20 protein-coding genes are annotated in these 23469 nt (G+C 61.7%); 11 read left to right on the top strand and 9 right to left on the bottom strand.

The genetic code is table 11. From position 1 onward, the window contains the following. Positions 1-4 precede the first annotated feature (4 nt). The gene (gene creD, locus NJC40_RS04095) at positions 5-1369 is read left to right on the top strand and encodes a cell envelope integrity protein CreD (RefSeq protein WP_045484448.1); all 1365 of its coding nucleotides are present in this window, start codon (positions 5-7) and stop codon (positions 1367-1369) included. A 102-nt stretch (positions 1370-1471) separates the two neighbouring features. Here the strand turns inward: creD and NJC40_RS04090 are convergent, their stop codons facing one another. From NJC40_RS04090 to NJC40_RS04080, 3 genes are all read right to left on the bottom strand, one after another. Continuing rightward, on the bottom strand, positions 1472-2101 hold the full coding sequence (locus NJC40_RS04090; RefSeq protein ID WP_253116993.1) for a glutathione S-transferase family protein: 630 nt from the start codon (positions 2099-2101) through the stop codon (positions 1472-1474). A 112-nt stretch (positions 2102-2213) separates the two neighbouring features. Continuing rightward, the gene (locus tag NJC40_RS04085) at positions 2214-2927 is read right to left on the bottom strand and encodes a 3'-5' exonuclease (RefSeq protein WP_253142376.1); all 714 of its coding nucleotides are present in this window, start codon (positions 2925-2927) and stop codon (positions 2214-2216) included. Beyond that, complete coding sequence (locus NJC40_RS04080; RefSeq protein ID WP_045484442.1) at positions 2924-4858, bottom strand: putative nucleotidyltransferase substrate binding domain-containing protein; 1935 nt, start codon at positions 4856-4858, stop codon at positions 2924-2926. Before NJC40_RS04080 ends, NJC40_RS04085 begins: the two co-directional genes overlap by 4 nt. A 161-nt stretch (positions 4859-5019) precedes the next feature. Here NJC40_RS04080 and NJC40_RS04075 point away from each other — a divergent pair, with 161 nt between their 5' ends. Continuing rightward, positions 5020-5466, top strand: a complete 447-nt coding sequence (locus NJC40_RS04075) for a response regulator (RefSeq protein ID WP_045484440.1) — start codon at positions 5020-5022, stop codon at positions 5464-5466. 167 nt (positions 5467-5633) lie between these two features. On the opposite strand, the gene NJC40_RS04070 is transcribed toward NJC40_RS04075, so the two are convergent. Beyond that, positions 5634-7808 (bottom strand): malate synthase G, encoded by a 2175-nt coding sequence (locus NJC40_RS04070; RefSeq protein ID WP_253142377.1) that lies wholly within the window; start codon positions 7806-7808, stop codon positions 5634-5636. Positions 7809-8050: 242 nt separating this feature from the next. Between NJC40_RS04070 and NJC40_RS04065 the strand changes: the two genes are divergently transcribed. Beyond that, the gene (locus NJC40_RS04065; protein WP_045484436.1) at positions 8051-8569 is read left to right on the top strand and encodes a glycine cleavage system transcriptional repressor; all 519 of its coding nucleotides are present in this window, start codon (positions 8051-8053) and stop codon (positions 8567-8569) included. A gap of 215 nt (positions 8570-8784) precedes the next feature. Here the strand turns inward: NJC40_RS04065 and rarD are convergent, their stop codons facing one another. From rarD to NJC40_RS04040, 5 genes are all read right to left on the bottom strand, one after another. Then, on the bottom strand, positions 8785-9672 hold the full coding sequence (rarD, locus tag NJC40_RS04060; protein ID WP_045484427.1) for an EamA family transporter RarD: 888 nt from the start codon (positions 9670-9672) through the stop codon (positions 8785-8787). A 56-nt stretch (positions 9673-9728) separates the two neighbouring features. Beyond that, a complete protein-coding gene (locus tag NJC40_RS04055) occupies positions 9729-10703 on the bottom strand; it encodes a serine/threonine protein kinase (RefSeq protein ID WP_253142378.1) in 975 nt (324 codons plus the stop codon). A gap of 167 nt (positions 10704-10870) precedes the next feature. Then, complete coding sequence (locus tag NJC40_RS04050) at positions 10871-12772, bottom strand: PhoX family protein (RefSeq protein WP_253142408.1); 1902 nt, start codon at positions 12770-12772, stop codon at positions 10871-10873. Positions 12773-12854: 82 nt separating this feature from the next. Next, a complete protein-coding gene (locus NJC40_RS04045) occupies positions 12855-13619 on the bottom strand; it encodes a TOBE domain-containing protein (protein ID WP_045484421.1) in 765 nt (254 codons plus the stop codon). A gap of 290 nt (positions 13620-13909) precedes the next feature. Further along, complete coding sequence (locus NJC40_RS04040) at positions 13910-14656, bottom strand: ComFC family protein (protein WP_253142379.1); 747 nt, start codon at positions 14654-14656, stop codon at positions 13910-13912. 100 nt (positions 14657-14756) lie between these two features. Here NJC40_RS04040 and bioB point away from each other — a divergent pair, with 100 nt between their 5' ends. The 8 genes from bioB to NJC40_RS04000 all read left to right on the top strand — a co-directional run bounded on the left by bioB (position 14757) and on the right by NJC40_RS04000 (position 23385). After that, the gene (bioB, locus tag NJC40_RS04035; RefSeq protein WP_045484415.1) at positions 14757-15815 is read left to right on the top strand and encodes a biotin synthase BioB; all 1059 of its coding nucleotides are present in this window, start codon (positions 14757-14759) and stop codon (positions 15813-15815) included. 5 nt (positions 15816-15820) lie between these two features. Then, positions 15821-17011: an 8-amino-7-oxononanoate synthase gene (bioF, locus tag NJC40_RS04030; RefSeq protein ID WP_253142380.1), complete on the top strand. Its 1191-nt coding sequence runs from the start codon at positions 15821-15823 to the stop codon at positions 17009-17011. Then, positions 17004-17735 carry an alpha/beta fold hydrolase gene (locus tag NJC40_RS04025; RefSeq protein WP_253116984.1) on the top strand — a complete coding sequence of 244 codons (732 nt, stop codon included), beginning with the start codon at positions 17004-17006 and terminating at the stop codon, positions 17733-17735. The genes bioF and NJC40_RS04025 overlap by 8 nt, the downstream gene beginning before the upstream one ends. Next, complete coding sequence (gene bioC / locus NJC40_RS04020; protein ID WP_253142381.1) at positions 17728-18537, top strand: malonyl-ACP O-methyltransferase BioC; 810 nt, start codon at positions 17728-17730, stop codon at positions 18535-18537. Before NJC40_RS04025 ends, bioC begins: the two co-directional genes overlap by 8 nt. Beyond that, positions 18534-19214, top strand: coding sequence for a dethiobiotin synthase (gene bioD, locus NJC40_RS04015; RefSeq protein WP_253142382.1), 681 nt, complete (start codon positions 18534-18536; stop codon positions 19212-19214). The genes bioC and bioD overlap by 4 nt, the downstream gene beginning before the upstream one ends. A 147-nt stretch (positions 19215-19361) precedes the next feature. Continuing rightward, positions 19362-19658, top strand: a complete 297-nt coding sequence (locus NJC40_RS04010; RefSeq protein WP_253116982.1) for a pyrroloquinoline quinone biosynthesis protein PqqE — start codon at positions 19362-19364, stop codon at positions 19656-19658. A gap of 364 nt (positions 19659-20022) precedes the next feature. Continuing rightward, positions 20023-21828 (top strand): phenylacyl-CoA dehydrogenase, encoded by a 1806-nt coding sequence (locus NJC40_RS04005; RefSeq protein ID WP_045484390.1) that lies wholly within the window; start codon positions 20023-20025, stop codon positions 21826-21828. A 258-nt stretch (positions 21829-22086) separates the two neighbouring features. Then, entirely contained in the window at positions 22087-23385 is a 1299-nt protein-coding gene (locus NJC40_RS04000) for a GGDEF domain-containing protein (protein ID WP_045484387.1), read from the top strand. The last annotated feature ends 84 nt before the right edge of the window (positions 23386-23469 follow it).

The raw sequence follows: 23469 nt of genomic DNA, 5'->3' as shown, positions 1-23469 counted from the left end.
AAGCATGAATCGAAGTCTGGCCATGAAGTTGGGCATGATCGCTTTGCTTATCATGCTGTTGTTGATTCCATTGATGATGATCGGCGGGCTGATCAGCGAGCGGCAGGCGCAGCGCGATACGGTGCTTGATGACATTGCGCGCAGTTCCAGTTACAGCCAGCAGATCACCGGCCCGGTGGTCGTGATTCCTTACAGGCGCAGCGTGCAGGTCTGGAAGGTCAAGGCGCAAAGCGATGAGCGCTACCAGGAAACCGAGATTGAACGCGGTTACCTGCACTTTCTGCCCGAGCGTTTCGAGGTGGACGGCAAGGTGCGCACCGAGCTGCGTTCACGCGGCATCTACGAGGCGCGCCTGTACCATGCGCAAAGCCAGATCAGCGGGCATTTCGCGTTGCCGGAAAAGCTTGGCCTGGATGACAGCTTCGAGGAGTACAGCTTCGAGCGGCCTTATCTGGCGGTGGGCCTGAGTGATATCCGCGGCATCGAAAATGCCCTGACCCTGCAGATGAACGGTCAGACGCTGGAGTTCGAGCCGGGCACGCGGCTGAGTCGTCTCGGTGAGGGGGTCAGTGCCACTCTGCCGGCCATTGACGGCAAGCAGCCGACCCGCCTGAGCTTTGCCTTTGACCTGAACCTGCAAGGCACCGGGCAGCTGAACGTCACCCCGGTGGGCAAGTCCAGCACGGTAAAACTGGTCGCTGACTGGCCGCATCCAAGCTTTATCGGCAACTACCTGCCGACCCAGCGGGAAGTCAGCGCAGCAGGGTTCAGCGCGCAATGGCAGACCTCGTTCTTCTCCACCAACCTTGAAGAGGCCTTCGACAAATGCCTGCGCAGCGATCAGTGCGCAGATTTGCACGGCCGCAGTTTCGGTGTGAGCTTCATCGATCCGGTGGATCAATACCTGAAGAGTGACCGAGCGATCAAATATGCCTTGCTGTTCATCGCCCTGACCTTTGCCGGCTTCTTTCTCTTTGAGGTACTCAAGAGCATGGCCGTGCACCCGGTGCAGTACGCTCTGGTGGGCGCGGCGCTGGCACTGTTCTACCTGATGTTGCTGTCGCTGTCCGAGCATCTGGGCTTTGCCACGGCTTACCTGTTGTCAGCGGCTGGTTGCGTGCTGTTGATCGGCTTCTATGTCAGCCATGTGCTGCGTGGTGTGCGCCAGGGCGTGGGATTTGCGCTGGGGCTGGCGGCGCTGTATGGCCTGCTGTACGGCTTGCTCAGTGCTGAGGACTACGCATTGTTGATGGGCTCGTTGTTGCTGTTCGGCCTGTTGGGCGTGTTCATGGTCCTGACCCGCAAGCTCGACTGGTACGGCATTGCGCCGGGCATCAGCCACAAACCGGCTGCGGAGCCAGCGCCATGAACGAAGAGTCGCTGTTGCGTCAGGAGCGACGCCAGGCCAGGCGGCTGCTGGACGGGCTGATCGGTTTGCTGCCCGCAGCGCCGCGGGCAGCCGGGCAGGTGCTCAGGCCGAAGGCTGGGTGGCCTGCATCGAAGGCCGCTGGCTGACGTCAAAATACCAGTTGGCCAGGCGCGGGTAGCTGTTACGCCAGTTCAGATCGGGCTGGCGGAAATCCAGGTAACCCAGTGCCGCCGCGACACTGATCGAGGCAATGTCGAAAGTGGCGCCCAGTTCGGTCAGCGCCTCCTGTTCGAAGTAGGTCAGGGTGCGTTCGATCTTGCTCTGCTGGTTGTCCAGCCATACCGGCCAGTGCAGCTCCTTGGGGCGCAGCGCGGTTTCGTAGCGGATCAGCAGAGCCGCATCAAGCAGCGCATCGGCCAGCGAGGCCAGGGTCAGGCGTCGCCAGCGCGCCGGGCCGTCACGGGCAATCAATGGCGTGCCGGTGTGCTGGTGGTCCAGGTAGTCGAGGATCACCCGGCTGTCGTGGATCACATTGCCGTCGGCCAGACGCAGCGCCGGGATCTTGCCCGCCGGGTTGTCATGGTTAAGCTCGGCAGAGGGGCTTACCGGAGTCAGGACCGTAGACTGCAATTGAACCTTGTCGAGCTGACCGGTTTCATGAAGCAGGATGACCACCTTGCGGGCAAACGGCGATGCCGGGTTGGTGTACAGGGTCATGGTAGGTGCTGACATGAATGATCCTCGATGGCGACAGAGTCATAGACTAGTCAGCAGCGGGAGGCTCTGCAATTGTTGGCTAGGGGTTGTTGCCGTTTCAGCGGTTGTGATGAAACGGCAACAGCCCCTAAAAGGAATGCGTTTGTATGCGCCTGCGCCACTGGCTCAGGCTTTGCTCCAGGCGGGCCGGGCTGTCGATGCCCTGGCGGCGGGCGTGGCTGAACAGGATCAGCGCCAGTTCTGCGGTGACCAGGGCATCGGCGCTGGCATGGTGACGCTCTTCGGCATGCAGGCCGAAGTGGCGGGTCCAGTCGTCCAGGCCGGCCTTGCGCAGGTTGGCCTGTTCGCAGAGCATCGGGGCAATCTCGGCAACGTCGAGAAAGGTATGCTGCAGGCGGTAGTCGAGGCTTTCCTTCAGGGCCCGGGCCAGCATGTGCTGGTCGAATGGCGCGTGGAACGCCAACACCGGGCTGTCGCCAACAAACTCCATGAAATCCAGCAGCGCTGCGACCGGTTCGCTGCCAGCGGCAATCGCGCTGGGCGCCAGACCGTGGATCAGCACGGCGGGGCTGAGCTTGTGATCCACGCGTTGGATCGTGCATTCGAATAGCTGGCCCAGGTCGATGGCGCCGTCCTCGATGACCACCGCCCCGATTGACAGCACCTGATCGCGGTTCATGTTCAGCCCGCTGGTTTCCAGGTCCAGCACCACCCAGCGCTGCTGGCGCAGCGGCCGCTCATCGAGCACTGCACCGCCCGGCAGTGCGGCCAGGCGCTGTTTCTGGTGTTCATCCAGAGGTGTTTTCTTGACGACGGGGCGTAGCCATTGGAACAGGTTCATAGTTGATAGCGCAGGCTCAGGCTCGATTGCAGGCGTTGAGCCTGACGGAAGGACTCACGCAGGATGCGCCGGTCCAGATGGTTGAGGGTGTCGGGGTCGATGCGGTTGGAGTACGGCAGATTCTGCCGGCTCTGCAACTGATGCTGTTGCATGCGGGTCTGCTGGATGAAGTGGTAGGCCTCTTCGTAGGCAGCGCCATCGAGCGGGTCGATGACCTCACGCTCGACCAGTTGACGCAGGCGCTCCAGGGTATTGATGGCTTCAATATTGTTGACCAGCGCCAGCAGGCGGGCGCCGTCGACGAACGGTGTCAGGCCTTCGGTCTTGAGGTCCAGGGTGTCTTTGTCGCTGCCCTTGCGGGCCAGCACGAAGTCCTTGAAGCGCCCGACCGGCGGACGATGGCGCAGGGCGTTTTCGGCCAGCATGCGCTGGAACAGGCGGTTATCGGCGACCTGATCGAGAATGCTGCGGCGCAGGTACTCGCCGCCGCTTTCTTCGCCCCACACCACCCGCAGGTCGAAGTAGATACTCGACGCCAGCAGGTTTTCCGGGGTGGCTTCGCGGATGAACGCCGAGAAGCGCCGCGCCCATTCGCTGCGTGACAGGCACAGGTCGGGGTTGCCGGCCATGATGTTGCCTTTACAGAGGCTGAAACCGCACAGGGCCAGGCTCTGGTTGATACGTTCAGCGATCGGCAGCAGCAGGGCACGGATTTCAGCCGCCTGTTTGGCATCGCTGGCTTCAAACAGAATGCCGTTGTCCTGATCGGTGTGCAGGGTCTGCTCGCGACGGCCCTCACTGCCGAAGCACAACCAGCTGAACGGTATGCCGGGGTCGCCTTTTTCTTCCAAGGTCAGTTCGATGACCCGACACACGGTGTGATCGTTGAGCAGGGTAATGATCTGGGTAATCTGCGTGGATGAAGCCCCGTGGGCCAGCATCCGCTCGACCAGTTGCACGATATCGCCACGCAGATGCACCAGCGCTTCGATACGTGGCGCGTTACGGATGGTGCGCGCCAGATGGACCAGATCGACGCGTTGCAGCGAGAACAGGTCGCGCTCTGAAACCACCCCGCACAGTCGCCCGTCGCGCACCAGACAGACATGGGCAATATGCCGGCCGGTCATGGCAATGGCCGCATCGAAGGCGCTGGCATCCGGGCTCAGGTAAAACGGCGAGGGGCTCATGAACTGGCTGATGCCTTCGCTGAAGTCGGCATTTACGTCAGCCACCGCTTCACGTAGATCACGCAGGGTGAAGATGCCCAGCGGTGCCTGCCGTTCATCGACGATCACGATGCTGCCGACCTGTTGGTCATGCATCAGCTTCACCGCTTCGCGCATGGGCATGTCCGGGGCACACATGACCGGGTGACGCATGGCCAGTTCGCCCAGCCGGGTATTGAGCGAGTATTGAGTGCCGAGGGTTTCTGCGGCGCGTTGCTGGACCTGCTGATTGACCTGATCGAGCAGACTGCTGACGCCGCGCAAGGCGAAGTCGCGAAAGCAGGTCGACAATGAGAACAGCTTGATGAACGCCTGCTTGTTCAGTTGCAGACAAAAGGTGTCTTCGGCGGCCAGGTGTTCGGTACGGGTGGCGCGTTCGCCCAACAGCGCAGCGAGCGGGAAGCACTCGCCGCTGGTGATCTCGAAGGTGGTCTCGGTTCCGCGCCGGGCCGAATGTGGGCGCTCACCGACCACCTGGCCTTGCTTGACGATATAAAAGTGCTCAACCGGGCCGTCGGCAGGCTTGATGATGCTTTCTCCAGCGCCATAAAAACGCAACTGGCACTGTTCGACCAGATACGCCAGGTGCGCGCTTTCCATCTGGTTGAACGGCGGGAACCGCTGCAGGAACTGCATGGTGCCGTGAATGTTCTGCAACACGGCGGTTTTTCCTGCTTCGGTGAAGGCATCTGCTTTACTCATGACGTGCACCGCTTTTTTTGTTATTCATGACCATGGTCGGTCGCTTGGCGTCCAGTGCCCATTGGACGTAAGTCTTAAGGACCAGACCCCGGCGCCTGCAAGGCGTCACAGGATCGTTATGAACGGCTGGCAGGATAAGCCCAGGCAATGATGAGATTTCCATGTCCGATCACGATATTCTCAGCGACGAAGAGCGCGACGCACTCAACGAAGTGATGTCTGCGCCTCAGTGTGATGTGCCGCAACGCGTCCTGATCGTCGATGACGACACCGATGCGCGCGAAGTTCTGGCTGAGATTCTTAACCTCAATGACATCAGTTGCCTGACGGCGGCGGGCAGCAGCAGCGCTTTGCAACTATTGCAGAGCCGCGAATCGATCGGCCTGTTGATCACCGACCTGCGCATGGCGCCTTGCGACGGCCTGGAGCTGATCCGCAAAGTGCGCGACTCGGCACGTGCCGAACTGCCGATCATCATCGTCTCGGGCGATGCCAGCGTGCGCGACGCCATCGACGCCATGCACCTGAGCGTGGTCGATTTCCTGTTGAAACCGCTCAATACCAAGCAGTTGGTGAAGGTGGTGAAGCGGGAGTTGGGGATCGCTTGACCAGCAGGAGCGACCTTGGCCGCTCCCTCTTTGGTTGTGACTTGAAATACCGTGGGAACGAGCTTGCTCGTGAAGAGGCCAGTAACGCCGCAGCATCTGCTGTGGCTATCCCGGCCTCTTTGTCGCAATGCCGTCCAGACCAAGGTCGCTCCTACAGAGACCAGCGGTTACTTCTGGCTGGCCTTGAACTCCCGGCGCCGACGATGCAGCACCGGCTCGGTGTAGCCGTTAGGCTGTTTGGTGCCTTCAAGAACCAGCTCCAGCGCCGCCTGGAACGCAATGTTGCTGGCGAAGTCTGGCGCCAGCGGGCGGTACAGCGGGTCATTGGCGTTCTGCCGGTCCACGACAACGGCCATGCGCTCAAGGCTTTCCAGCACCTGCTCGCGGCTGACCACACCGTGGTGCAGCCAGTTGGCAATGTGCTGGCTGGAAATACGCAGGGTGGCGCGGTCTTCCATCAGGCCCACGTCGTTGATATCCGGCACCTTGGAGCAGCCCACGCCCTGATCGATCCAGCGCACCACGTAACCGAGAATGCCCTGGGCGTTGTTGTCCAGTTCATTGCGCAGCTCATCGGCCGACCAGCCGGTGTCTTTGGCCAGGGGAATGCTCAGGATGTCATCGACCGAAGCTTGTTCGCGCTTGGCCAGCTCGCCCTGGCGGGCGAACACATCGACCTTGTGGTAGTGCAGGGCATGCAGTACCGCAGCGGTCGGTGAAGGTACCCAGGCAGTGTTGGCGCCGGCCAGCGGGTGGGCAATCTTTTGTTCGAGCATCGCCGCCATCAGATCAGGCATGGCCCACATGCCCTTGCCGATCTGGGCCCGGCCTGGCAGGCCGCAGCGCAGGCCGATATCGACGTTGGCGTTCTCATAGGCACCGATCCATTTCTCGGCCTTCATCTGCGCCTTGCGCACCATCGGGCCGGCTTCCATGGAGGTGTGGATTTCGTCGCCGGTGCGGTCGAGGAAGCCGGTGTTGATGAACACCACCCGCTCGCTGGCCGCCTGGATGCAGGCCTTGAGGTTCAGCGTGGTGCGTCGTTCTTCATCCATGATCCCGACTTTCAGGGTGTTGCGTGCCAGGCCCAGTACCTGCTCGATGCGGCCGAACAGCTCATTGGTGAACGCCGCCTCTTCGGGGCCGTGCATCTTCGGTTTGACGATGTACACCGAGCCGCTGCGGCTGTTGGCCCGTGTGGTGTCGCCTTTGAGGTTGTGGATGGCGATCAGGCTGGTGATCAGGCCGTCGAGAATGCCTTCCGGCACTTCGTTGCCGTGCTTGTCGAGGATCGCATCGATGGTCATCAGGTGACCGACGTTACGGATGAACAGCAACGAACGACCATGCAGGGTGATTTCGCCGCCGTCCGGCGTGCTGTAGACGCGGTCGGGGTTCATGGTGCGGGTGAAGCTTTCGCCGCCCTTGGTGACCGTTTCGGCCAGGTCGCCTTTCATCAGGCCCAGCCAGTTGCGATAGACCAGGGTCTTGTCGTCGGCGTCCACGGCGGCGATGGAGTCTTCGCAGTCCATGATGGTGGTCAGCGCCGCTTCCATCAGGATGTCTTTGACCCCGGCGGCGTCGGTCTGGCCGATCGGGCTGCTGGCGTCGATCTGCAGTTCCAGGTGCAGGCCGTTGTGCTTGAGCAGGATGGCAATCGGCGCGCTGGCCTCGCCCTGAAAACCGATCAGTTGGGTGGGCTCGCTGAGCAAGGTCTGGCTGCCGTCTTGCAGCGTCACCACCAGCTTGCCGTCGATCAGGCCGTAGGCGGTGGAATCGACATGGGAGCCATTGGCCAGTGGTGTGGCCTGATCCAGCAGCGCGCGGGCAAAGGCGATGACCTTGTCGCCGCGTACCTTGTTGTAGCCCTTGCCGCGTTCGGCGCCGCCTTCTTCGCTGATGGCGTCGGTGCCGTACAGCGCGTCATACAACGAACCCCAGCGGGCGTTGGCGGCGTTGAGCGCAAAGCGGGCGTTCATCACCGGCACCACCAGTTGCGGGCCGGCCATGCTGGCGATTTCCTCGTCGACGTTGCTGGTGCTGATTTGCACCGTTGCCGGCTCCGGCAGCAGGTAACCGATATCGCTCAGAAAGGCCTTGTAGGCGGCCGCGTCGTGCGCCTGGCCGGCCTGCTGCCGGTGCCAGGCGTCGATCCGGGCCTGCAGCTCGTCGCGCTTGACCAGCAGTGCGCGGTTTTTCGGTGCCAGCTCGTGAATCAGTGCATCCGCCCCACTCCAGAACGCCGCAGTATCGACGCCGGTTCCGGGGACTGCTTCGTTCTGCACGAAGTCGAACAGTACCTTGGCGACCTGCAGGTCGCCGACTTGAACGTATTCAGTCATTGCACTTGCCTCACTTTGCTCAGCGGTATTGCGCCCCTTTAGACGAGCACATTGATGATGGGGGACGGTTTATGTAGTGCGCGCTGGCGAATACTACATGATCAATCGCCGGGTGAACATGCGACTAAATACGTCACCAAGCGACTGGATTTTTCTTTCTGGTCACGAATGCTCGCCCCCCAAGGTCGAACTGCAAGGCTTGCCTATACTGGCTTGACCATCGCCTGAATGAGGACTCGCCTGTGGATCATCTGGTCATTACCGTGGTTGCCCCTGACCAACCGGGGCAGGTTGAACGCATCGCCCACTGCATCGCCGAGCACGGTGGTAACTGGCTGGAGAGCCGCATGTCACGGCTGGCCGGGCAGTTTGCCGGCATTCTGCGAGTCGGTGTGCCGCCTGAGCAGCACGACGAACTGATCACCGCCCTGCATCAACTGGCCGCCTACGACATCCGTGTGCTGCTGGCAGAAAGCATTGTGGAACCGGCTGGTAGCTGCAAACCGATCCAGATGTCGCTGGTCGGCAACGACCGGCCGGGGATCGTGCGCGACATTACCCGCCTGCTGGCCGGGCAAGGCGTCAACGTCGAAAAACTGGTGACTGACGTGCATACCGCACCGATGAGCGGCGAATGGCTGTTCCGCGCCGACGCGGTATTGGGCGTGCCGCTGAGCCTGAGCCTGGATGAACTGCAGGCGAAGCTGGAGACCCTGGCGGATGATCTGATGGTGGAGCTGGTGTTGCGCGAGGAGGAGTGAGGCGGTTATTCAGCTTTTTCTTGCATGTGCCTGTGGATAACCTGGGGGTTCCCGGCGCCGGGCCTTGTGTGGCAAGGCTTGCCGAGCTTTGGTTAAAAAACCGGCAATTTCAAAGGCTTGTGCACAATTACATTGAGCGAGGCTGTGGATAAGGTTGGGGTAACCCTTTGCAGGCCTTGTGATTCAAGGTCTGCAAAGAGTTGTGCGTTTTTTGATCAGCGGCGTTTGCGCAAGCTGAGCCAGGCATCGACGCTGTAGATCGCCAGCCCGGCCCAGATAAATGCGAAGGTTACCAATGTGCTGGTGGCCAGATGCTCGCCATACACCAGCACCGCCAGCAGCATGACCAGGGTCGGGCCGATGTATTGCAGAAAGCCCAGGGTGGCAAACGGCAGGTGGCGCGCGGCGGCGTTGAAGCATACCAGCGGCACCAGTGTCACGGGACCTGCGGCGGCCAGCCACCAGATCATCGAACTGTCGATGATCGGCGGTTGCAGGCTGCTGGCGTCGGGGTGCAGCAACAGCCAGCCCAGGGCCAGCGGTACCAGCATCCAGGTTTCCACCACCAGGCCGGGCAGCGCCGCGACCGGGGCTTTCTTGCGGATCAGGCCGTAAAAGCCGAAGGTCAGTGCCAGGCTCAGGGAGATCCACGGCAGGCTGCCGACCTGCCAGACCTGTTGCGCGACACCGGTCGCGGCCAGGCCGACGGCCAGCCATTGCAGGCGGCGCAGGCGCTCACCGAGCAGTAACAGCCCCAGCAGCACGTTGACCAGCGGGTTTATGTAGTAGCCCAGGCTGGCTTCAAGCATACGACCGTTGTTCACCGCCCAGACGTAGATCAGCCAGTTGCTGGCGATCAATGTGCCGCTGAAGGCCAGCACTGCCAGGCGTTGCGGGTTGTCGCGCAGCTCGCGGAACCAGCCGGGGTGTTTCCAGACCATCAACAGCAGCGAGCCGAACAGTGCCGACCACAGTGCCCGGTGAATGATGATTTCCAGGGCCGGAACCGACTGGACGATTTTGAAGTACAGCGGGAACAGACCCCAGATGGTATAGGCCGTCAGACCCAGAATGTAGCCGCGACGCAGGTTGGCAGTTTGCATGATGGTCCTTGGTGCTGCGCTGTTGTGAGGGAGAGCCTGGCGATAAAACAGTGACGTCAAAACAGCTTCAGCGGCTCTTCACGCAACGCCGAGAGCTGTTCGCGCAGGGCCAGAATGTGATCGCCCCAGTACCGTTCGCTGCCGAACCAGGGGAAGCTGCGTGGAAACGCCGGGTCGTCCCAGCGCCGCGCCAGCCAGGCGCTGTAATGCATCAGGCGTAGGGCGCGCAGTGGCTCGATCAGGGCCAACTGGCGCGGGTCGAAGTCGTGGAACTCGCCGTAACCGTCGATCAGCTCCGAGAGTTGCCCCAGGCAGTCCTGGCGGTCGCCGGCCAGCATCATCCAGATGTCCTGCACCGCCGGGCCCATGCGGCAGTCATCCAGGTCGACGATATGAAAAATCTCGTCGCGGCACATCATGTTGCCGGGGTGGCAGTCGCCGTGCATGCGGATGTTGCTGTGGGGGGTTGCGGCGTAGGCGTCTTCGATGCGCTTGAGCAGGTCACGGGCGACGGACTCGTAAGCGGGCAGCAGGTCGCGGGGGATGCAATTGTTATTGAGCAGGTAGTCCAGCGAGTCGCGGCCGAAGTTCTGCACAGCGAGGGTTTCGCGGTGTTCGAAATCACGCGCGGTGCCTACCGCATGCAAGCGGCCGAGCAACTGCCCCAGCCGGTACAGGTGATCAAGGTTGCCCGGCTCCGGGGCGCGGCCGCCACGGCGTGGAAACAGGGTAAAGCGAAAGTCGCCGTGCTTGAACAGGGTCTGGCCGTCATGCGTCAACGGTGCGACCACCGGAACCTCGACGGCTTCGAGTTCGGCAGTGAAGCGGTGTTCTTCGAGAATCGCCTCGTCGCTCCAGCGCCCTGGGCGGTAGAACTTGGCAATCAGCGGCTGCTGGTCTTCGATACCGACCTGATAGACGCGGTTCTCGTAACTGTTGAGGGCCAGTACCCGGGCGTCGCTGAGAAAACCGATGCTCTCGACTGCGTCGAGAACCAGATCAGGGGTGAGTGCTGCGAAAGGATGGGACATGCGGACTCCTATGCGCAACGAACAGCTGCGTAGACCGCTGATGGTAACGCAGACAACGGCCCGGTAGGAGCGGCTTTAGCCGCGAAAGCTGCCGCCCGGGCAATACATCTTTCGCCTGGCGTGGGGCTATTCGCGGCTGAAGCCGCTCCTACACGTTGGGCGATGCCTCAGGCGCCGATTACACCGCCATCATCACGGGTGATGACCATCACCGAGGAACGCGGTTTGCCGCCCGGCAGGTGCTCGGGGAAGGTCGAGCCACCATTTTCGCCAGGGTGCTGGATGCCCACGAACATCGTTTTGTAGTCCGGCGTGAAGCTGATGCCGGTCACCTCACAGCCGATCGGCCCGACCATGAAGCGGCGGATCTCGCCGCTGGCCGGGTCGGCGCAGAGCATCTGGTTATTGCCCATGCCGGCAAAATCACCTTTGTTGCTGCTGTCGCCGTCGGTCTGAATCCACAGCCGGCCCGCCGCGTCGAAGCTCAGCCCGTCAGGGCTGTTGAACATGTTCTGCGGCGTGACATTGCTCGATCCGCCTTGCGGCGTGCCGGCATGGACCGTGGGGTTGCCAGCCACCACAAACAGGTCCCAGTCGAACGCCATCGCCGAGGCGTTATCGCCGTTTTCGCGCCAGCGCAGGATCTGCCCGTACTGGTTCTTGGCCCGCGGGTTTGGCCCGCCGACCGGCTGGCCGTCCTCGCCGCGCTTGGCGTTGTTGGTCAGGGTGCAATACACCTGGCCGTCCTTGGGGCTGACCACGATCCACTCCGGGCGGTCCATGCGGGTGGCCTTGACCACACTGGCGGCCAGCCGCGCATGGATCAGTACCTCGGCCTGGCTGTTGAAACCGGCGGCGGCGTCCAGGCCGTTCTTGCCATGCGTCAGTTCGACCCAACGGCCTTTGCCTTTGGGATGATCGGGGTTGTTGTCGCCGTCATCGAACTGCGCGACATACAAGGTGCCGTGGTCGAGCAGGGTGCGGTTGGCCTGCGGATCGTCGTGGTTGATCTTGTCGCGGCTGATGAATTTGTAGATGAACTCACCACGCTCGTCGTCGCCCATGTAGACCACGGCGCGGCCGCCTTTGGTCTGCGCCAGGGCGGCGTTCTCGTGCTTGAAGCGGCCCAGGGCTGTGCGTTTGACCGGCGTGGACTTGGGATCGAACGGGTCGATTTCCACCACCCAGCCGTGGCGATTGACCTCGTTGGGGTTCTTGGCCACGTCGAAACGCGGATCATGCTGATGCCAGTTGATGTCCTTGCTGGTGGCCACTACACCATAGCGTTTGAGGCCGGCATCGAACTTCTGCTGGGCATCGCTGCTGCCGAAGCAGTCGGTGAAGTTCTCTTCGCAGGTCAGGTAGGTGCCCCACGGAGTCTTGCCGTTGGCGCAGTTCTGGAAGGTGCCCAGCACGTGGCGACCGCTGGCGTCGGCGCTGGTTTTCAGCCAGTCGTGGCCGGCCGCCGGGCCACTGAGGGTGATCGGGCTGTTGCCGTGAATGCGTCGGTTATACGACGAGCCCTGAACGAACTGCCACTGGCCATTGCTACGTTTGATCTCGATGACCGAAACGCCCTCGCTGGCCAGCGCCTTGCGTACTTCTTCGGCGGACTCGGGGTTCTTGCCGTGCTCAAAGAGGTAGCGGTAGTTGGTGTATTCGTTGTTGATCGCCAACAGCGCGCGGTCAGGCTGGCCAGGCATCGGGAACAGGCTCATGCCGTCGTTGTTGTCGCCGAACTGCAGCTCCTGTGCTTCGGCTGTGCCCTTGCCACTGGGGTCGAAGGCCGGTCCGTCCTTGTGCAGCGGCTGGCCCCAACTGATCAGCACCGACGAGCGGTAGCCAGGCGGCAGGCTGATGCTGTCATCGACACTGGCCTTGATGCTGTCGAACCCCAGCAGTTTGCTGTTGGCTTCGCTGACCCCGATGGCCAGGGCGCTGCGGCTGAGCAGGTCGCCGCCGAGAAACAGCGCGGCACCGGCCAGGGTGCCTGCACCGATAAAACTGCGGCGGGTGAGGCCGACCATTTTTTCGAGGTCGGTAGACTGGTTTTCTTCTAATAATTTCATCATCACGGCTCCCACGAATGTGGCCGTAACATTAAGTATTCAGTATTACTAAATTATGTCGGCGGTATGACGCCCGGATGCTTCACACCACGGTGCCCAACAGCACTTGTGAGGGCAAAAACCGGGCCTGCACTGCGCTGCCTTGGGTCAACCCCAGTGCCGCAAGCCGCTGCGGCGCAGCCAGGGCACAGAGCGTCTGACCATTGGCCAGGGCGATCCGCACTTCGCTGGGACCGTCGGGCGCATCGAGAATGCTTTGCAACTGGCCCCGCAAACTGTTGTAGCCCGTTTCAGGCGTCTGCTCAGGGGCCAGCAGTTCGAGCCAGCCGGCCTTGATCAGGGCCATCACTTCGCTGCCGTTTTCCAGCGCCAGGCGCTGGGTGCTGTCATGGGTAATTTGCGCGTCGATGCATTCACCACCGGCCAGGGTCAGGCGCACAACATCATTGATGCCTTGCCGGGTAATGTTCTGGATGCTACCGAGCAACTGGTTGCGGGCGCTGGTGTGCAGGGTCAGACGGCTGAGCAATTGCAAGTCGCTGTCCTGTTCGGCGGCCTCCAGCACCTGAGCCTGCAGGGCTTGCAGGCGCTGATAAAGACGCAGGATACGTGCGCCTTCGACCGACAACCTGGCACCACCACCGCCGCGGCCGCCGACGCTGCGCTCGACCAGCGGTTTTTGCGCAAGATTGTTCAGCTCATCGATCGCATCCCAGGTGGCTTTGTAGCTCAGCCCGGCACTCTTGGCTGCGCGGGTGATCGAGCCTTGCTCGGCAATGTGCTGCAACAGCGCGAGGCGCTGCGGGCGACGCACCATGTATTGGCTCAGGGAAGACGATAGCGGCATGACCAGACGACCAGCAAAGCAGAGATTGCCAGAGTCTATGCCAAAACCTATGGGCTGTTGCCGTTTCAGTGCAGATTGCGTTGCAGCTCCAAATCGTGTCAGGCGAGGCGGAGGACGCAGGAAATGGTCACTCCCTTTTCAAGTCCTCCGACGAAGCATGACGCGATTTGGGGCGCAACCCGTAGGGCCGTGGCTGTTTTGTCGCCCCGTCTCCAACTGAATGAAGATTGTGCAAGCCGACAAAACAGACCTCGGCGCGGCTGTGATGAAACGGCAACAGCCCCTAGTGTTCAGTCCTCAGGCGCGGGTGTCCTGGCCAGGCAGTACACATCCACCCGCCGCGCCCCGGCGCCGGTCAGCAGTTGCGCGATGCTCTGGGCTGTGGTGCCGGTGGTCAGCACGTCATCGACCAGCGCCAGGTGCTTACCCTGTACCCAGTGACTGTCTGCCAGGCTGAACGCGCCTTGCAGATTCTGTTTGCGCGCTTTGGCACTCAGGCCTTGTTGTGAGGGCGTATTGCGGGTGCGCAGCAATTGCCGCGCTTGCACGGGCAGTTGCAACTGTTCACCCAGCCAGTTGGCCAGCATCGCCGACTGATTGAAACCGCGCTGGCGCAAGCGCTGCCTGGCCAGGGGCACCGGCAGTAACGCATCGGGTCTTGGCAGGCCTTCGTCGAAGCGATGTTGCAGATATTGGCCTTGTAACTCTGCCAACAGCTTGCCCAATGGCCACTGCTGGTGATGCTTGAAGCGGGTGATCAGCCGGTCAACGACAAACTCGTAGGTCCAGGCCGTGATGACCTGGCTGAACGCCGGTGGCCGTTGATCGCACTGCGCGCAACACTCGCCAGCCCCGTAGCCTGATCCCGTCAGCGGCAGCGCGCAACACAGGCAATGATCGCCCAGCCAGGGTAACTCGGCTTCGCAAGCCACACAGATGGCCAGCGATGTATCGCTGGGCTCATCGCACAGCAAACAGGATTGAGCGAAATTTAACCAGATGTAAACCTGTGTTTCTTTGTGTGGTTGACATGGCATGGCCGTTCCCTAATCATTCCGGAAAATCTCGCCGGACAACCGTGTCGTGTCTGTGGTCTTTCGCCCGGGCGCAGAGTCCGTTCAATAAAAGGAGCCGCCGATGAGCGCCAGCACTACAGCTACCCTGCGTCACGACTGGACTTTAGCCGAGGTCAAGGCGCTGTTCGTACAGCCATTCAATGACTTGCTGTTTCAGGCGCAGACCGTGCACCGCGCGCACTTCGATGCCAATCGGGTTCAGGTCTCGACCCTGCTGTCGATCAAGACCGGCGCCTGCCCTGAAGACTGCAAGTACTGCCCGCAGTCCGGTCACTACAACACCGGCCTCGACAAGCAGAAGCTGCTCGAAGTACAGAAGGTGCTTGAGGAAGCGGCACGGGCCAAGGCGATTGGCTCGACCCGTTTCTGTATGGGCGCGGCCTGGAAACATCCGTCAGCCAAAGACATGCCCTACGTGCTGGAAATGGTCAAAGGCGTAAAGGCCATGGGCCTGGAAACCTGCATGACGCTGGGCAAGCTCGACCGCGAACAGACCGAAGCCCTGGCCGATGCGGGGCTTGACTACTACAACCACAACCTCGACACCTCGCCGGAGTTCTACGGCAGCATCATCACCACCCGCACCTACAGCGAGCGCCTGCAGACCCTGGCCTATGTGCGCGACGCGGGCATGAAAATCTGCTCTGGTGGCATTCTGGGCATGGGCGAGTCGCTGGACGACCGCGCCGGCCTGCTGATCCAGCTGGCCAACCTGCCCGAGCATCCGGAGTCGGTGCCGATCAACATGCTGGTCAAGGTTGCCGGCACACCGCTGGAAAACGCTGAAGACGTCGATCCGTTCGACTTCATCCGCATGCTGGCCGTGGCGCGCATCCTGATGCCCAAATCCCACGTGCGCCTGTCGGCAGGCCGCGAAGCAATGAACGAGCAGATGCAGGCACTGGCGTTCTTTGCCGGGGCCAACTCGATCTTCTACGGCGAGAAACTGCTGACCACCGGCAATCCGCAGGCTGACCGCGACATGCAGTTGTTCGCCCGCCTGGGCATCAAGCCCGAAGAGCGTGAGGAGCATGCCGACGAAGTGCATCAGGCCGCCATCGAGCAGGCACTGGTGGAGCAAAAGAGCAGTTCGATGTTCTACAACGCCGTCTCGGCCTGACCGATATGGGCTTTGACCTAAGTGCCCGCCTGGCGGAGCGGCGCGCCGCGCAGTTGTATCGTCAGCGCCCGCTGCTGCAAAGCCCGCAAGGGCCGCTGGCGGTGGTCGACGGCCAGGCGCTGCTGACCTTTTGCAACAATGACTACCTCGGGTTGGCCAGCCATCCAGAGGTGGTCGCTGCCTGGCAGGCCGGTGCCGAGCGCTGGGGTGTCGGCGGCGGGGCTTCGCATCTGGTGATCGGTCACAGCAGCCCGCATCACGAGCTGGAAGAGGCTCTGGCCGAGTTCACCGGGCGCCCGCGCGCCTTGCTGTTCTCTAATGGCTACATGGCCAATCTGGGGACGGTCACCGCCTTGGTGGGGCAGGGCGACAGTGTGCTGGAAGACCGCCTTAATCATGCGTCCTTGCTCGATGCCGGGCTGCTCAGCGGTGCGCGGTTCAGCCGTTACTTGCACAACGACGCGCAAAGTCTCGCGGCGCGTCTGGACAAGGCCGTGGGTGACCGCCTGGTGGTCAGCGACGGGGTGTTCAGCATGGACGGCGACATTGCCGACCTGCCGGCCCTGGCGCGTACCGCTAAAGCTCGCGGCGCCTGGCTGATGGTTGACGATGCCCATGGCTTTGGCCCGCTGGGGGCCAATGGCGGAGGTTGTGTCGAGCACTTTGGTCTGGGGATCGACGATGTACCGGTGCTGATCGGTACGCTGGGCAAGGCGTTTGGCACCAGTGGGGCGTTTGTTGCGGGCAGTGAAGAGCTGATCGAGACGCTGATTCAGTTTGCCCGGCCATACATCTACACCACCAGTCAGCCGCCGGCGCTGGCCTGTGCCACGCTCAAGAGCCTGCAACTGCTGCGCAGTGAACACTGGCGGCGCGAGCACCTCAATGCCCTGATCGCGCAGTTCCGTCAGGGTGCCGAGCAAATCGGCCTGACCCTGATGGACAGTTTTACACCGATCCAGCCGATTGTGATTGGCGATGCCGGACGGGCCTTGCGCCTGTCGCAGATGTTGCGCGAGCGGGGCCTGCTGGTGACTGCGATCCGCCCGCCCACCGTGCCGGCCGGCAGTGCCCGTTTGCGGGTCACTCTGAGCGCAGCCCACACATCCGAGCAGGTGCAGCTATTGTTGCAAGCACTGGCGCAGTGCTGGCCACTGCTGGGTGTGGATGAAACGATGGAGCAGGCTCATGCGTGATCGTCTGGTGTTGTTGCCCGGTTGGGGCTTGGGTGTCTCGCCGCTGGAGCCGCTGGCTGCCGCCTTGCGCGGCCTGGATGAGCACCTGAAAGTCGAGGTCGAGCCGTTGCCGCAAACGGGCAACGCGGATTTATCGGCGTGGCTCGATGAACTGGACGATGGCCTGCCTGACGATGTGTGGCTGGGCGGCTGGTCGCTGGGCGGCATGCTCGCCGCCGAGCTGGCGGCGCGGCGTGGCGAGCGTTGTTGCGGTTTGCTGACCCTGGCCAGCAACGCCTGCTTTGTGCCGCATGGCGCCTGGCCGCATGCGATGACGCCGGCTGACTTTGCGGCGTTTCTCAGCGGTTGTGAACACGACCCCGACGTGACCCTGCGCCGCTTCAGCCTGTTGTGCAGCCAGGGCAGCGCCGACCCGCGCGGCCTGTCGCGGCAGCTCAAGGCCGCGGCGCCCAATGCCTCGAAGCAAGCGTTGCTCGATGGCCTCAGGCTGCTGGAGCGGCTCGATACCCGTGAAGCGTTGCAGAGCTATCGTGGCCCGCAATTGCACCTGTTTGCCGGTAACGATGCGTTTGTGCCCGCTGAAGCGGCAAGCGATCTATTGGCCTTGTTGCCAGATGTGGAGGTTGGCGTGATTGAACAGGCCAGCCATGCATTTATTCTGGAAAACCCCCATGGAGTGGCGGCGGCAATCCGGGCCTTTTTACATGAGTCCGATGATGACTGATCTTTGTGCCGTGCGTGGGCTCGGCCTGCCAGACAAACAACAGGTCGCCGCATCATTCTCCAAAGCGGCGGGCAGTTACGACAGTGTGGCCGACTTGCAACGAGCGGTCGGGCAACACCTGTTGAGGGGGATCCCTCAGGCACTGACGCCTGCGCAGTGGCTGGACCTGGGCTGCGGCACCGGGTACTTCAGCCGCGCATTGGCGCAGCGCTTCCCGGCTGCGCAGGGCATGGCGCTGGATATTGCCCAAGGCATGCTGCGCCATGCACAGCCCCAGGGCGGCGCTGCACATTTTGTCGCTGGCGATGCGGAAAATCTGCCGTTGCACGGTGGCCGTTTCGATTTGCTGTTCTCCAGCCTGGCCGTACAGTGGTGCGGCAACTTCGCTGCGGTATTGAGCGAGGCGCGGCGGGTATTGCGGCCCGGTGGGGTGTTTGCATTCTCCAGCCTGTGCGTCGGCACTCTGCATGAGCTGCGCAGCAGTTGGCAGCAAGTGGACGGTCAGGTGCACGTCAATCGCTTTCGTGAGCTGCACGACTACCAGCGCTTGTGTGACGCCAGCGGCTTGCGTATTCGCAGCCTGGAAGTGCTGCCCCATGTGCTGCACTACCCGGATGTACGCAGCCTGACCCATGAGTTGAAAGCGCTGGGTGCCCACAACCTCAATCCGGGCCGGCCGACCGGGCTGACCGGGCGGCAACGGATGCAAGGTTTGCTGCAGGCCTACGAAGCGTTTCGCCAGCCACAGGGGCTACCGGCCACCTATCAGGTGCTTTACGCGGTTCTGGAAAACCAGCCATGAGTTCAGCTTTTTTCATTGCTGGCACCGACACCGATGTCGGCAAGACCACCGTGGCGGCCGGTTTGCTGCGTGCGGCGCGGCACGCCGGGTTGAGTACCGTGGCCGGCAAGCCGGTGGCGTCCGGTTGCACGCGCACCGCCGATGGCCTGCGCAACAGCGATGCCTTGGCGTTGCTTGGCGAATGCTCGCTGCCGCTGGACTACGCCGAGGTCAACCCATTGGCCCTGGAACCGGCCATCGCCCCGCATCTGGCCGCGAGGGAAGCAGGGGTGCAGCTTGAGCTGGCCAGTCTATTGCCTGCCATGCAACGCTTGCTCGCGCGCCAGGCCGACTTCACCTTGATCGAAGGCGCTGGCGGCTGGCGGGTGCCGCTCAATGACCGCGAGTATTTGTCCGATCTGGCGATGGCCTTGAAGCTGCCGGTGATTCTGGTGGTGGGCGTGCGCCTGGGCTGCATCAACCATGCCGTGCTAAGCGCCGAAGCGATCCTGCGCGACGGCCTGCCGTTGGCCGGTTGGGTGGCAAACATTGTCGATCCGGGGACCTCGCGTCTGCATGAAAACCTGCAGACCTTGAGCGAACAATTACCAGCGCCCTGTCTGGGCCAGGTGCCGCGTCTGGAGCAGGCGAGCAGCGAAAATGTTGCCAGATATTTACACCTGGGTCGCCTTGGATAAAGCATCTGCCTGATCTAGAAGGACTTTTGCTTTTGCTCAAGATTGAGCCTATTGCCAGGCGTTGTGCCATTAGTCTTTTTGTCGGGCCTTTTGCCTTTATTGCTGGTTCAATAGGCTCGTTTGTAACTCTGAGCTGAGGATTGGCTTATGCAAATCTCCTTGAGCAACACGTTTTATCCAGGCTTGACCGCTATTCAGGTCGGGCAGGATCGTGTCGATCAGGCGGCCACCCAGATCGCCAGTAGCGGTATCGAAGTCTCAGGCCGTAGCCAGTCTTCGGATTTCCAGCTGGAAAATCTGCGCTCCGTCGACCGTAGCCAGCGTTCCGATCTGCCCGCCAACATTGTCGAGCTCGCGGCCGGCAAAGCGCAGGTTGAAGCGGGCGCTGCTGCGCAGCGCGCAAGCAATGAAGCGCTGGGCACCCTGATCGACACCTACGCCTGACCCTGGGGCCTGATTTTCAGGTCAGTCCCATCGAGAGGGTGAATATGAAACGCCGTGCCTTTGTGCACGGCGTTTTCGTTTCCGGCCTTTGTCCGGTTCGCCCTGTGTATCGTCCCCGCAACCCCTACTCGCTCAACTAGACTTGAATGCATGTTGCCAGCATCGCTGCGGGCCTTGTCGTGCGTGGTCGATCGTGACGTTAGACCGATGGTGAGTGGCACGCTATTGACAAGGTGCGGGTGTAAACGTAAGTTTCAAACAACTGTTTGATCGGTGGGCGGCCGCGATCATCAGCTGGACAACAATGTTTCCAGCATGACCGGCCAGTCATTCATTCCGGGATTCACCAGCAGAGGTTTTCGCTATGCCAGATTACAAAGCCCCCTTGCGTGATATTCGTTTCGTACGTGATGAACTGCTGGGTTATGCGGCGCACTATCAGAGCCTGCCTGGCTGCGAGGACGCCACGCCCGATACGGTCGACGCCATCCTTGAAGAAGGCGCCAAGTTCTGTGAGCAGGTGCTGGCACCGCTGAATCGGGTCGGTGACACCGAAGGCTGTACCTGGAGCGAGTCAGGCGTGAAAACGCCAACCGGTTTCAAACAGGCTTATCAGCAATTCGTCGAAGGCGGCTGGCCGAGCCTGGCCCATGATGTCGAGCATGGCGGCCAGGGCCTGCCGGAGTCTCTGGGTCTGGCGGTCAGCGAGCTGGTGGGGGAAGCCAACTGGTCGTGGGGCATGTACCCCGGTTTGTCGCATGGCGCGATGAATACCCTGTCGGCCCACGGTACGGCTGAACAGCAGCACACCTACCTGACCAAGCTGGTCTCCGGTGAATGGACCGGCACCATGTGCCTGACCGAACCGCACTGCGGCACCGACCTGGGCATGCTGCGCACCAAGGCCGAGCCCCAGGCCGACGGCAGCTACAAGGTCAGCGGCACCAAGATTTTCATTTCGGCCGGTGAACACGACATGGCCGACAACATCGTGCACATCGTGCTGGCCCGCCTGCCGGATGCACCGGCTGGCACCAAAGGTATTTCGCTGTTCATCGTGCCCAAATTCCTGCCTGACGCCCAAGGTGCCATCGGCGCGCGCAATGCCGTCACCTGTGGCTCGCTGGAGCACAAGATGGGCATTCACGGCAACGCCACCTGCGTGATGAACTTCGACGGTGCGACAGGTTTCCTGATCGGCCCGGCGAACAAGGGCCTGAACTGCATGTTCACCTTCATGAACACCGCGCGCCTGGGCACTGCACTGCAGGGCCTGGCGCACGCCGAGGTGGCGTTCCAGGGTGGCCTGAAATACGCCCGCGAGCGTCTGCAGATGCGTTCGCTGACCGGTCCCAAGGCACCAGATAAAGCCGCCGACCCGATTATCGTGCACCCTGATGTACGGCGCATGCTGCTGACCATCAAGGCGTTCGCCGAAGGCAACCGGGCGATGGTGTACTTCACCGCCAAGCTGGTGGACATCGTCAAGTACAGCCAGGACGAGGAGCAACGCAAGTCGGCCGACGCGCTGTTGGCGTTCATGACCCCGATTGCCAAGGCATTCATGACCGAGGTGGGCTTCGAGGCTGCCAACCATGGCGTGCAGATCTATGGCGGTCACGGCTTCATCGCCGAGTGGGGCATGGAGCAGAACGTGCGCGACAGCCGCATTTCGATGCTCTATGAAGGCACCACCGGCATCCAGGCCCTCGACCTGCTCGGTCGCAAGGTACTGATGACCCAGGGCGAGGCGCTCAAGGGCTTCACCAAGATCGTCCACAAGTTCTGCCAGGCCAACGAAGGCAACGAAGCCCTGTCGGCGTACATCGCCCCGCTGGCGGCGTTGAACAAGGAGTGGGGCGAGTTGACCATGAAGGTCGGCATGGCCGCCATGAAAGACCGCGAAGAAGTCGGCGCCGCTTCGGTGGATTACCTGATGTTCTCCGGTTACGTCTGCCTGGCTTACTTCTGGGCCGACATGGCCCGCCTGGCCGCGGAGAAGATTGCCGAGGGTACGGGCGACGAGGCGTTCTACAAAGCCAAACTGCAGACTGCGCGCTTCTATTACCAGCGTATCCTGCCCCGCACCCGCAGCCATGCCGCAGCGATCCTGTCTGGCGCTGCCAACCTGATGGAAATCAGTGAAGAGGACTTCGGTCTGGCTTACTGAGTCCGGATTCGGCTCCGCCCAGCAATACCGGAAACGCCCCCGTTCACACGAGCGGGGGCGTTTTATTTTTTCTGGGCAGATGTCCGGGTAACAACCGCTGTTAGATAACCTTCATATATCCCTGATAAACCTTTTGAGTTTCCTGCCGTTACAGCACTTAGTTAACTAATTGGTTCGGTTGTATGCATTGCTTGCCGAATGTGGGCACAATGACATCATGCTGAGCGATTGCTCGATGCCGAGTAGGAGACATCCCCCTTGTTGCATCCATCTGCTGCACGACTGAGTCACTTCCTGCCCGCCGGCAGCCTGTTCCTGGCTGGGCTGGCAGCGGCCTATGTCAAAGACCTGAGTGTGTTCTTCACCTCACTGTTCAACGTCCTGCCGACCCTGGTGCTGCTGCTGGGCGGTGCCTATTGCGCGGTCTACCGGCGTCAGCGCGAGTTGTCGTTGATGGTGACGGTGTACATTGCCTATTTTCTGCTCGACACCCAGACGGACTTCTACCGTGACAACGGCAGGGTCCGCGAAGATGCGGCGGTGATTTTCCACCTGACCTGCCTGCTACTGCCGGTGATGTATGCGCTGTACGCGGCCTGGGAGGAGCGCACTCACCTGTTTCAGGACATCGTGGCCCGTCTGGCGGTGCTGCTGGTGGTCGGCAGCGTTGCCCTGGGCATGGAGCAGAGCTATCCGAATGAAGTGCAGAACTGGCTGGCGGACATTCGCTGGCCGGCCTTGCACGGCTCGTGGATGAGCCTGATCCAGCTGTCGTACCTGATGTTTATCATCGGCTTCGGCGTGTTGATCTGGCAGTATCTGAGCAAACCCAGGCCGCTGCATGCCGCGCAACTGGTCGGTTTGCTGGCGCTGTTCTGGGCACTGCCCAAGACCTTCATCCTGCCGTTCACGCTCAATATCATGTGCAGCCAGGTGATGCTGATGATTGCGGCAGGCGTGGCCCATGAGGCGTATCAGATGGCGTTCCGCGACGAGCTGACCGGCTTGCCGGGGCGACGCGCGCTCAATGAGCGGATGCAGCGCCTGGGACGCAACTATGTGCTGGCCATGAGCGACGTGGACCACTTCAAGAAATTCAACGACACCCACGGCCATGATGTGGGCGATCAGGTGCTGCGTCTGGTGGCCAGCAAACTGTCGAAAATCACCAATGGCGGCGGCAAGGCTTACCGCTATGGTGGTGAAGAATTTGCCATTGTGTTTGCCGGCAAGGCGCTGGAAGAGTGCCTGCCGCACCTTGAGGTGATTCGCGAGACCATTGCCCACTACGAGATCCAGTTGCGCAACAAGGAGAACCGGCCGCAGGACGATCAACAGGGGCGGCAGCGGCGCGGTGCTGCGTCGGCCAGCAGCGTGTCGGTCACCGTCAGTATCGGGGTGGCCGAGCGCCAGCCTGAACACCGCACACCTGAAGAAGTACTCAAGGCCGCCGACCAGGCGCTGTATGCCGCCAAGGGCGCCGGACGCAACTGTGTGATTGCGCATGGGCAGACTGCCAAACGCGGAGCGGTGCGCAGCCCTGACCCCGTTGGCTGAACAGCAGCAAAGACAAGTGGACACGGGCCGTGATGGGCGGCGCCGTGTTTTTTTTCGGCCTGCCATTTTGCGTGACTGATAAAT

This window comes from Pseudomonas sp. 21LCFQ02 (assembly GCF_024129895.2).
GTDB lineage: Bacteria > Pseudomonadota > Gammaproteobacteria > Pseudomonadales > Pseudomonadaceae > Aquipseudomonas.
Note: the sequence above shows the minus strand (reverse complement) of the source record. Positions and strands in the feature narration are given on the sequence as shown.

What these genes read in the sequence shown, in the direction of transcription:
- NJC40_RS04050 (WP_253142408.1), bottom strand. Translation starts at nt 12,772, where the DNA reads ATGAAATTATTAGAAGAAAACCAGTCTACCGACCTCGAAAAAATGGTC.
- NJC40_RS04080 (WP_045484442.1), bottom strand. Translation starts at nt 4,858, where the DNA reads ATGAGTAAAGCAGATGCCTTCACCGAAGCAGGAAAAACCGCCGTGTTG.
- NJC40_RS04045 (WP_045484421.1), bottom strand. Translation starts at nt 13,619, where the DNA reads ATGCCGCTATCGTCTTCCCTGAGCCAATACATGGTGCGTCGCCCGCAG.
- NJC40_RS04010 (WP_253116982.1), top strand. Translation starts at nt 19,362, where the DNA reads ATGCAAATCTCCTTGAGCAACACGTTTTATCCAGGCTTGACCGCTATT.
- NJC40_RS04090 (WP_253116993.1), bottom strand. Translation starts at nt 2,101, where the DNA reads ATGTCAGCACCTACCATGACCCTGTACACCAACCCGGCATCGCCGTTT.
- NJC40_RS04040 (WP_253142379.1), bottom strand. Translation starts at nt 14,656, where the DNA reads ATGCCATGTCAACCACACAAAGAAACACAGGTTTACATCTGGTTAAAT.
- NJC40_RS04070 (WP_253142377.1), bottom strand. Translation starts at nt 7,808, where the DNA reads ATGACTGAATACGTTCAAGTCGGCGACCTGCAGGTCGCCAAGGTACTG.
- NJC40_RS04075 (WP_045484440.1), top strand. Translation starts at nt 5,020, where the DNA reads ATGTCCGATCACGATATTCTCAGCGACGAAGAGCGCGACGCACTCAAC.
- NJC40_RS04055 (WP_253142378.1), bottom strand. Translation starts at nt 10,703, where the DNA reads ATGTCCCATCCTTTCGCAGCACTCACCCCTGATCTGGTTCTCGACGCA.
- bioF (WP_253142380.1), top strand. Translation starts at nt 15,821, where the DNA reads ATGGGCTTTGACCTAAGTGCCCGCCTGGCGGAGCGGCGCGCCGCGCAG.
- creD (WP_045484448.1), top strand. Translation starts at nt 5, where the DNA reads ATGAATCGAAGTCTGGCCATGAAGTTGGGCATGATCGCTTTGCTTATC.
- bioC (WP_253142381.1), top strand. Translation starts at nt 17,728, where the DNA reads ATGACTGATCTTTGTGCCGTGCGTGGGCTCGGCCTGCCAGACAAACAA.
- bioD (WP_253142382.1), top strand. Translation starts at nt 18,534, where the DNA reads ATGAGTTCAGCTTTTTTCATTGCTGGCACCGACACCGATGTCGGCAAG.
- rarD (WP_045484427.1), bottom strand. Translation starts at nt 9,672, where the DNA reads ATGCAAACTGCCAACCTGCGTCGCGGCTACATTCTGGGTCTGACGGCC.
- bioB (WP_045484415.1), top strand. Translation starts at nt 14,757, where the DNA reads ATGAGCGCCAGCACTACAGCTACCCTGCGTCACGACTGGACTTTAGCC.
- NJC40_RS04085 (WP_253142376.1), bottom strand. Translation starts at nt 2,927, where the DNA reads ATGAACCTGTTCCAATGGCTACGCCCCGTCGTCAAGAAAACACCTCTG.
- NJC40_RS04005 (WP_045484390.1), top strand. Translation starts at nt 20,023, where the DNA reads ATGCCAGATTACAAAGCCCCCTTGCGTGATATTCGTTTCGTACGTGAT.
- NJC40_RS04025 (WP_253116984.1), top strand. Translation starts at nt 17,004, where the DNA reads ATGCGTGATCGTCTGGTGTTGTTGCCCGGTTGGGGCTTGGGTGTCTCG.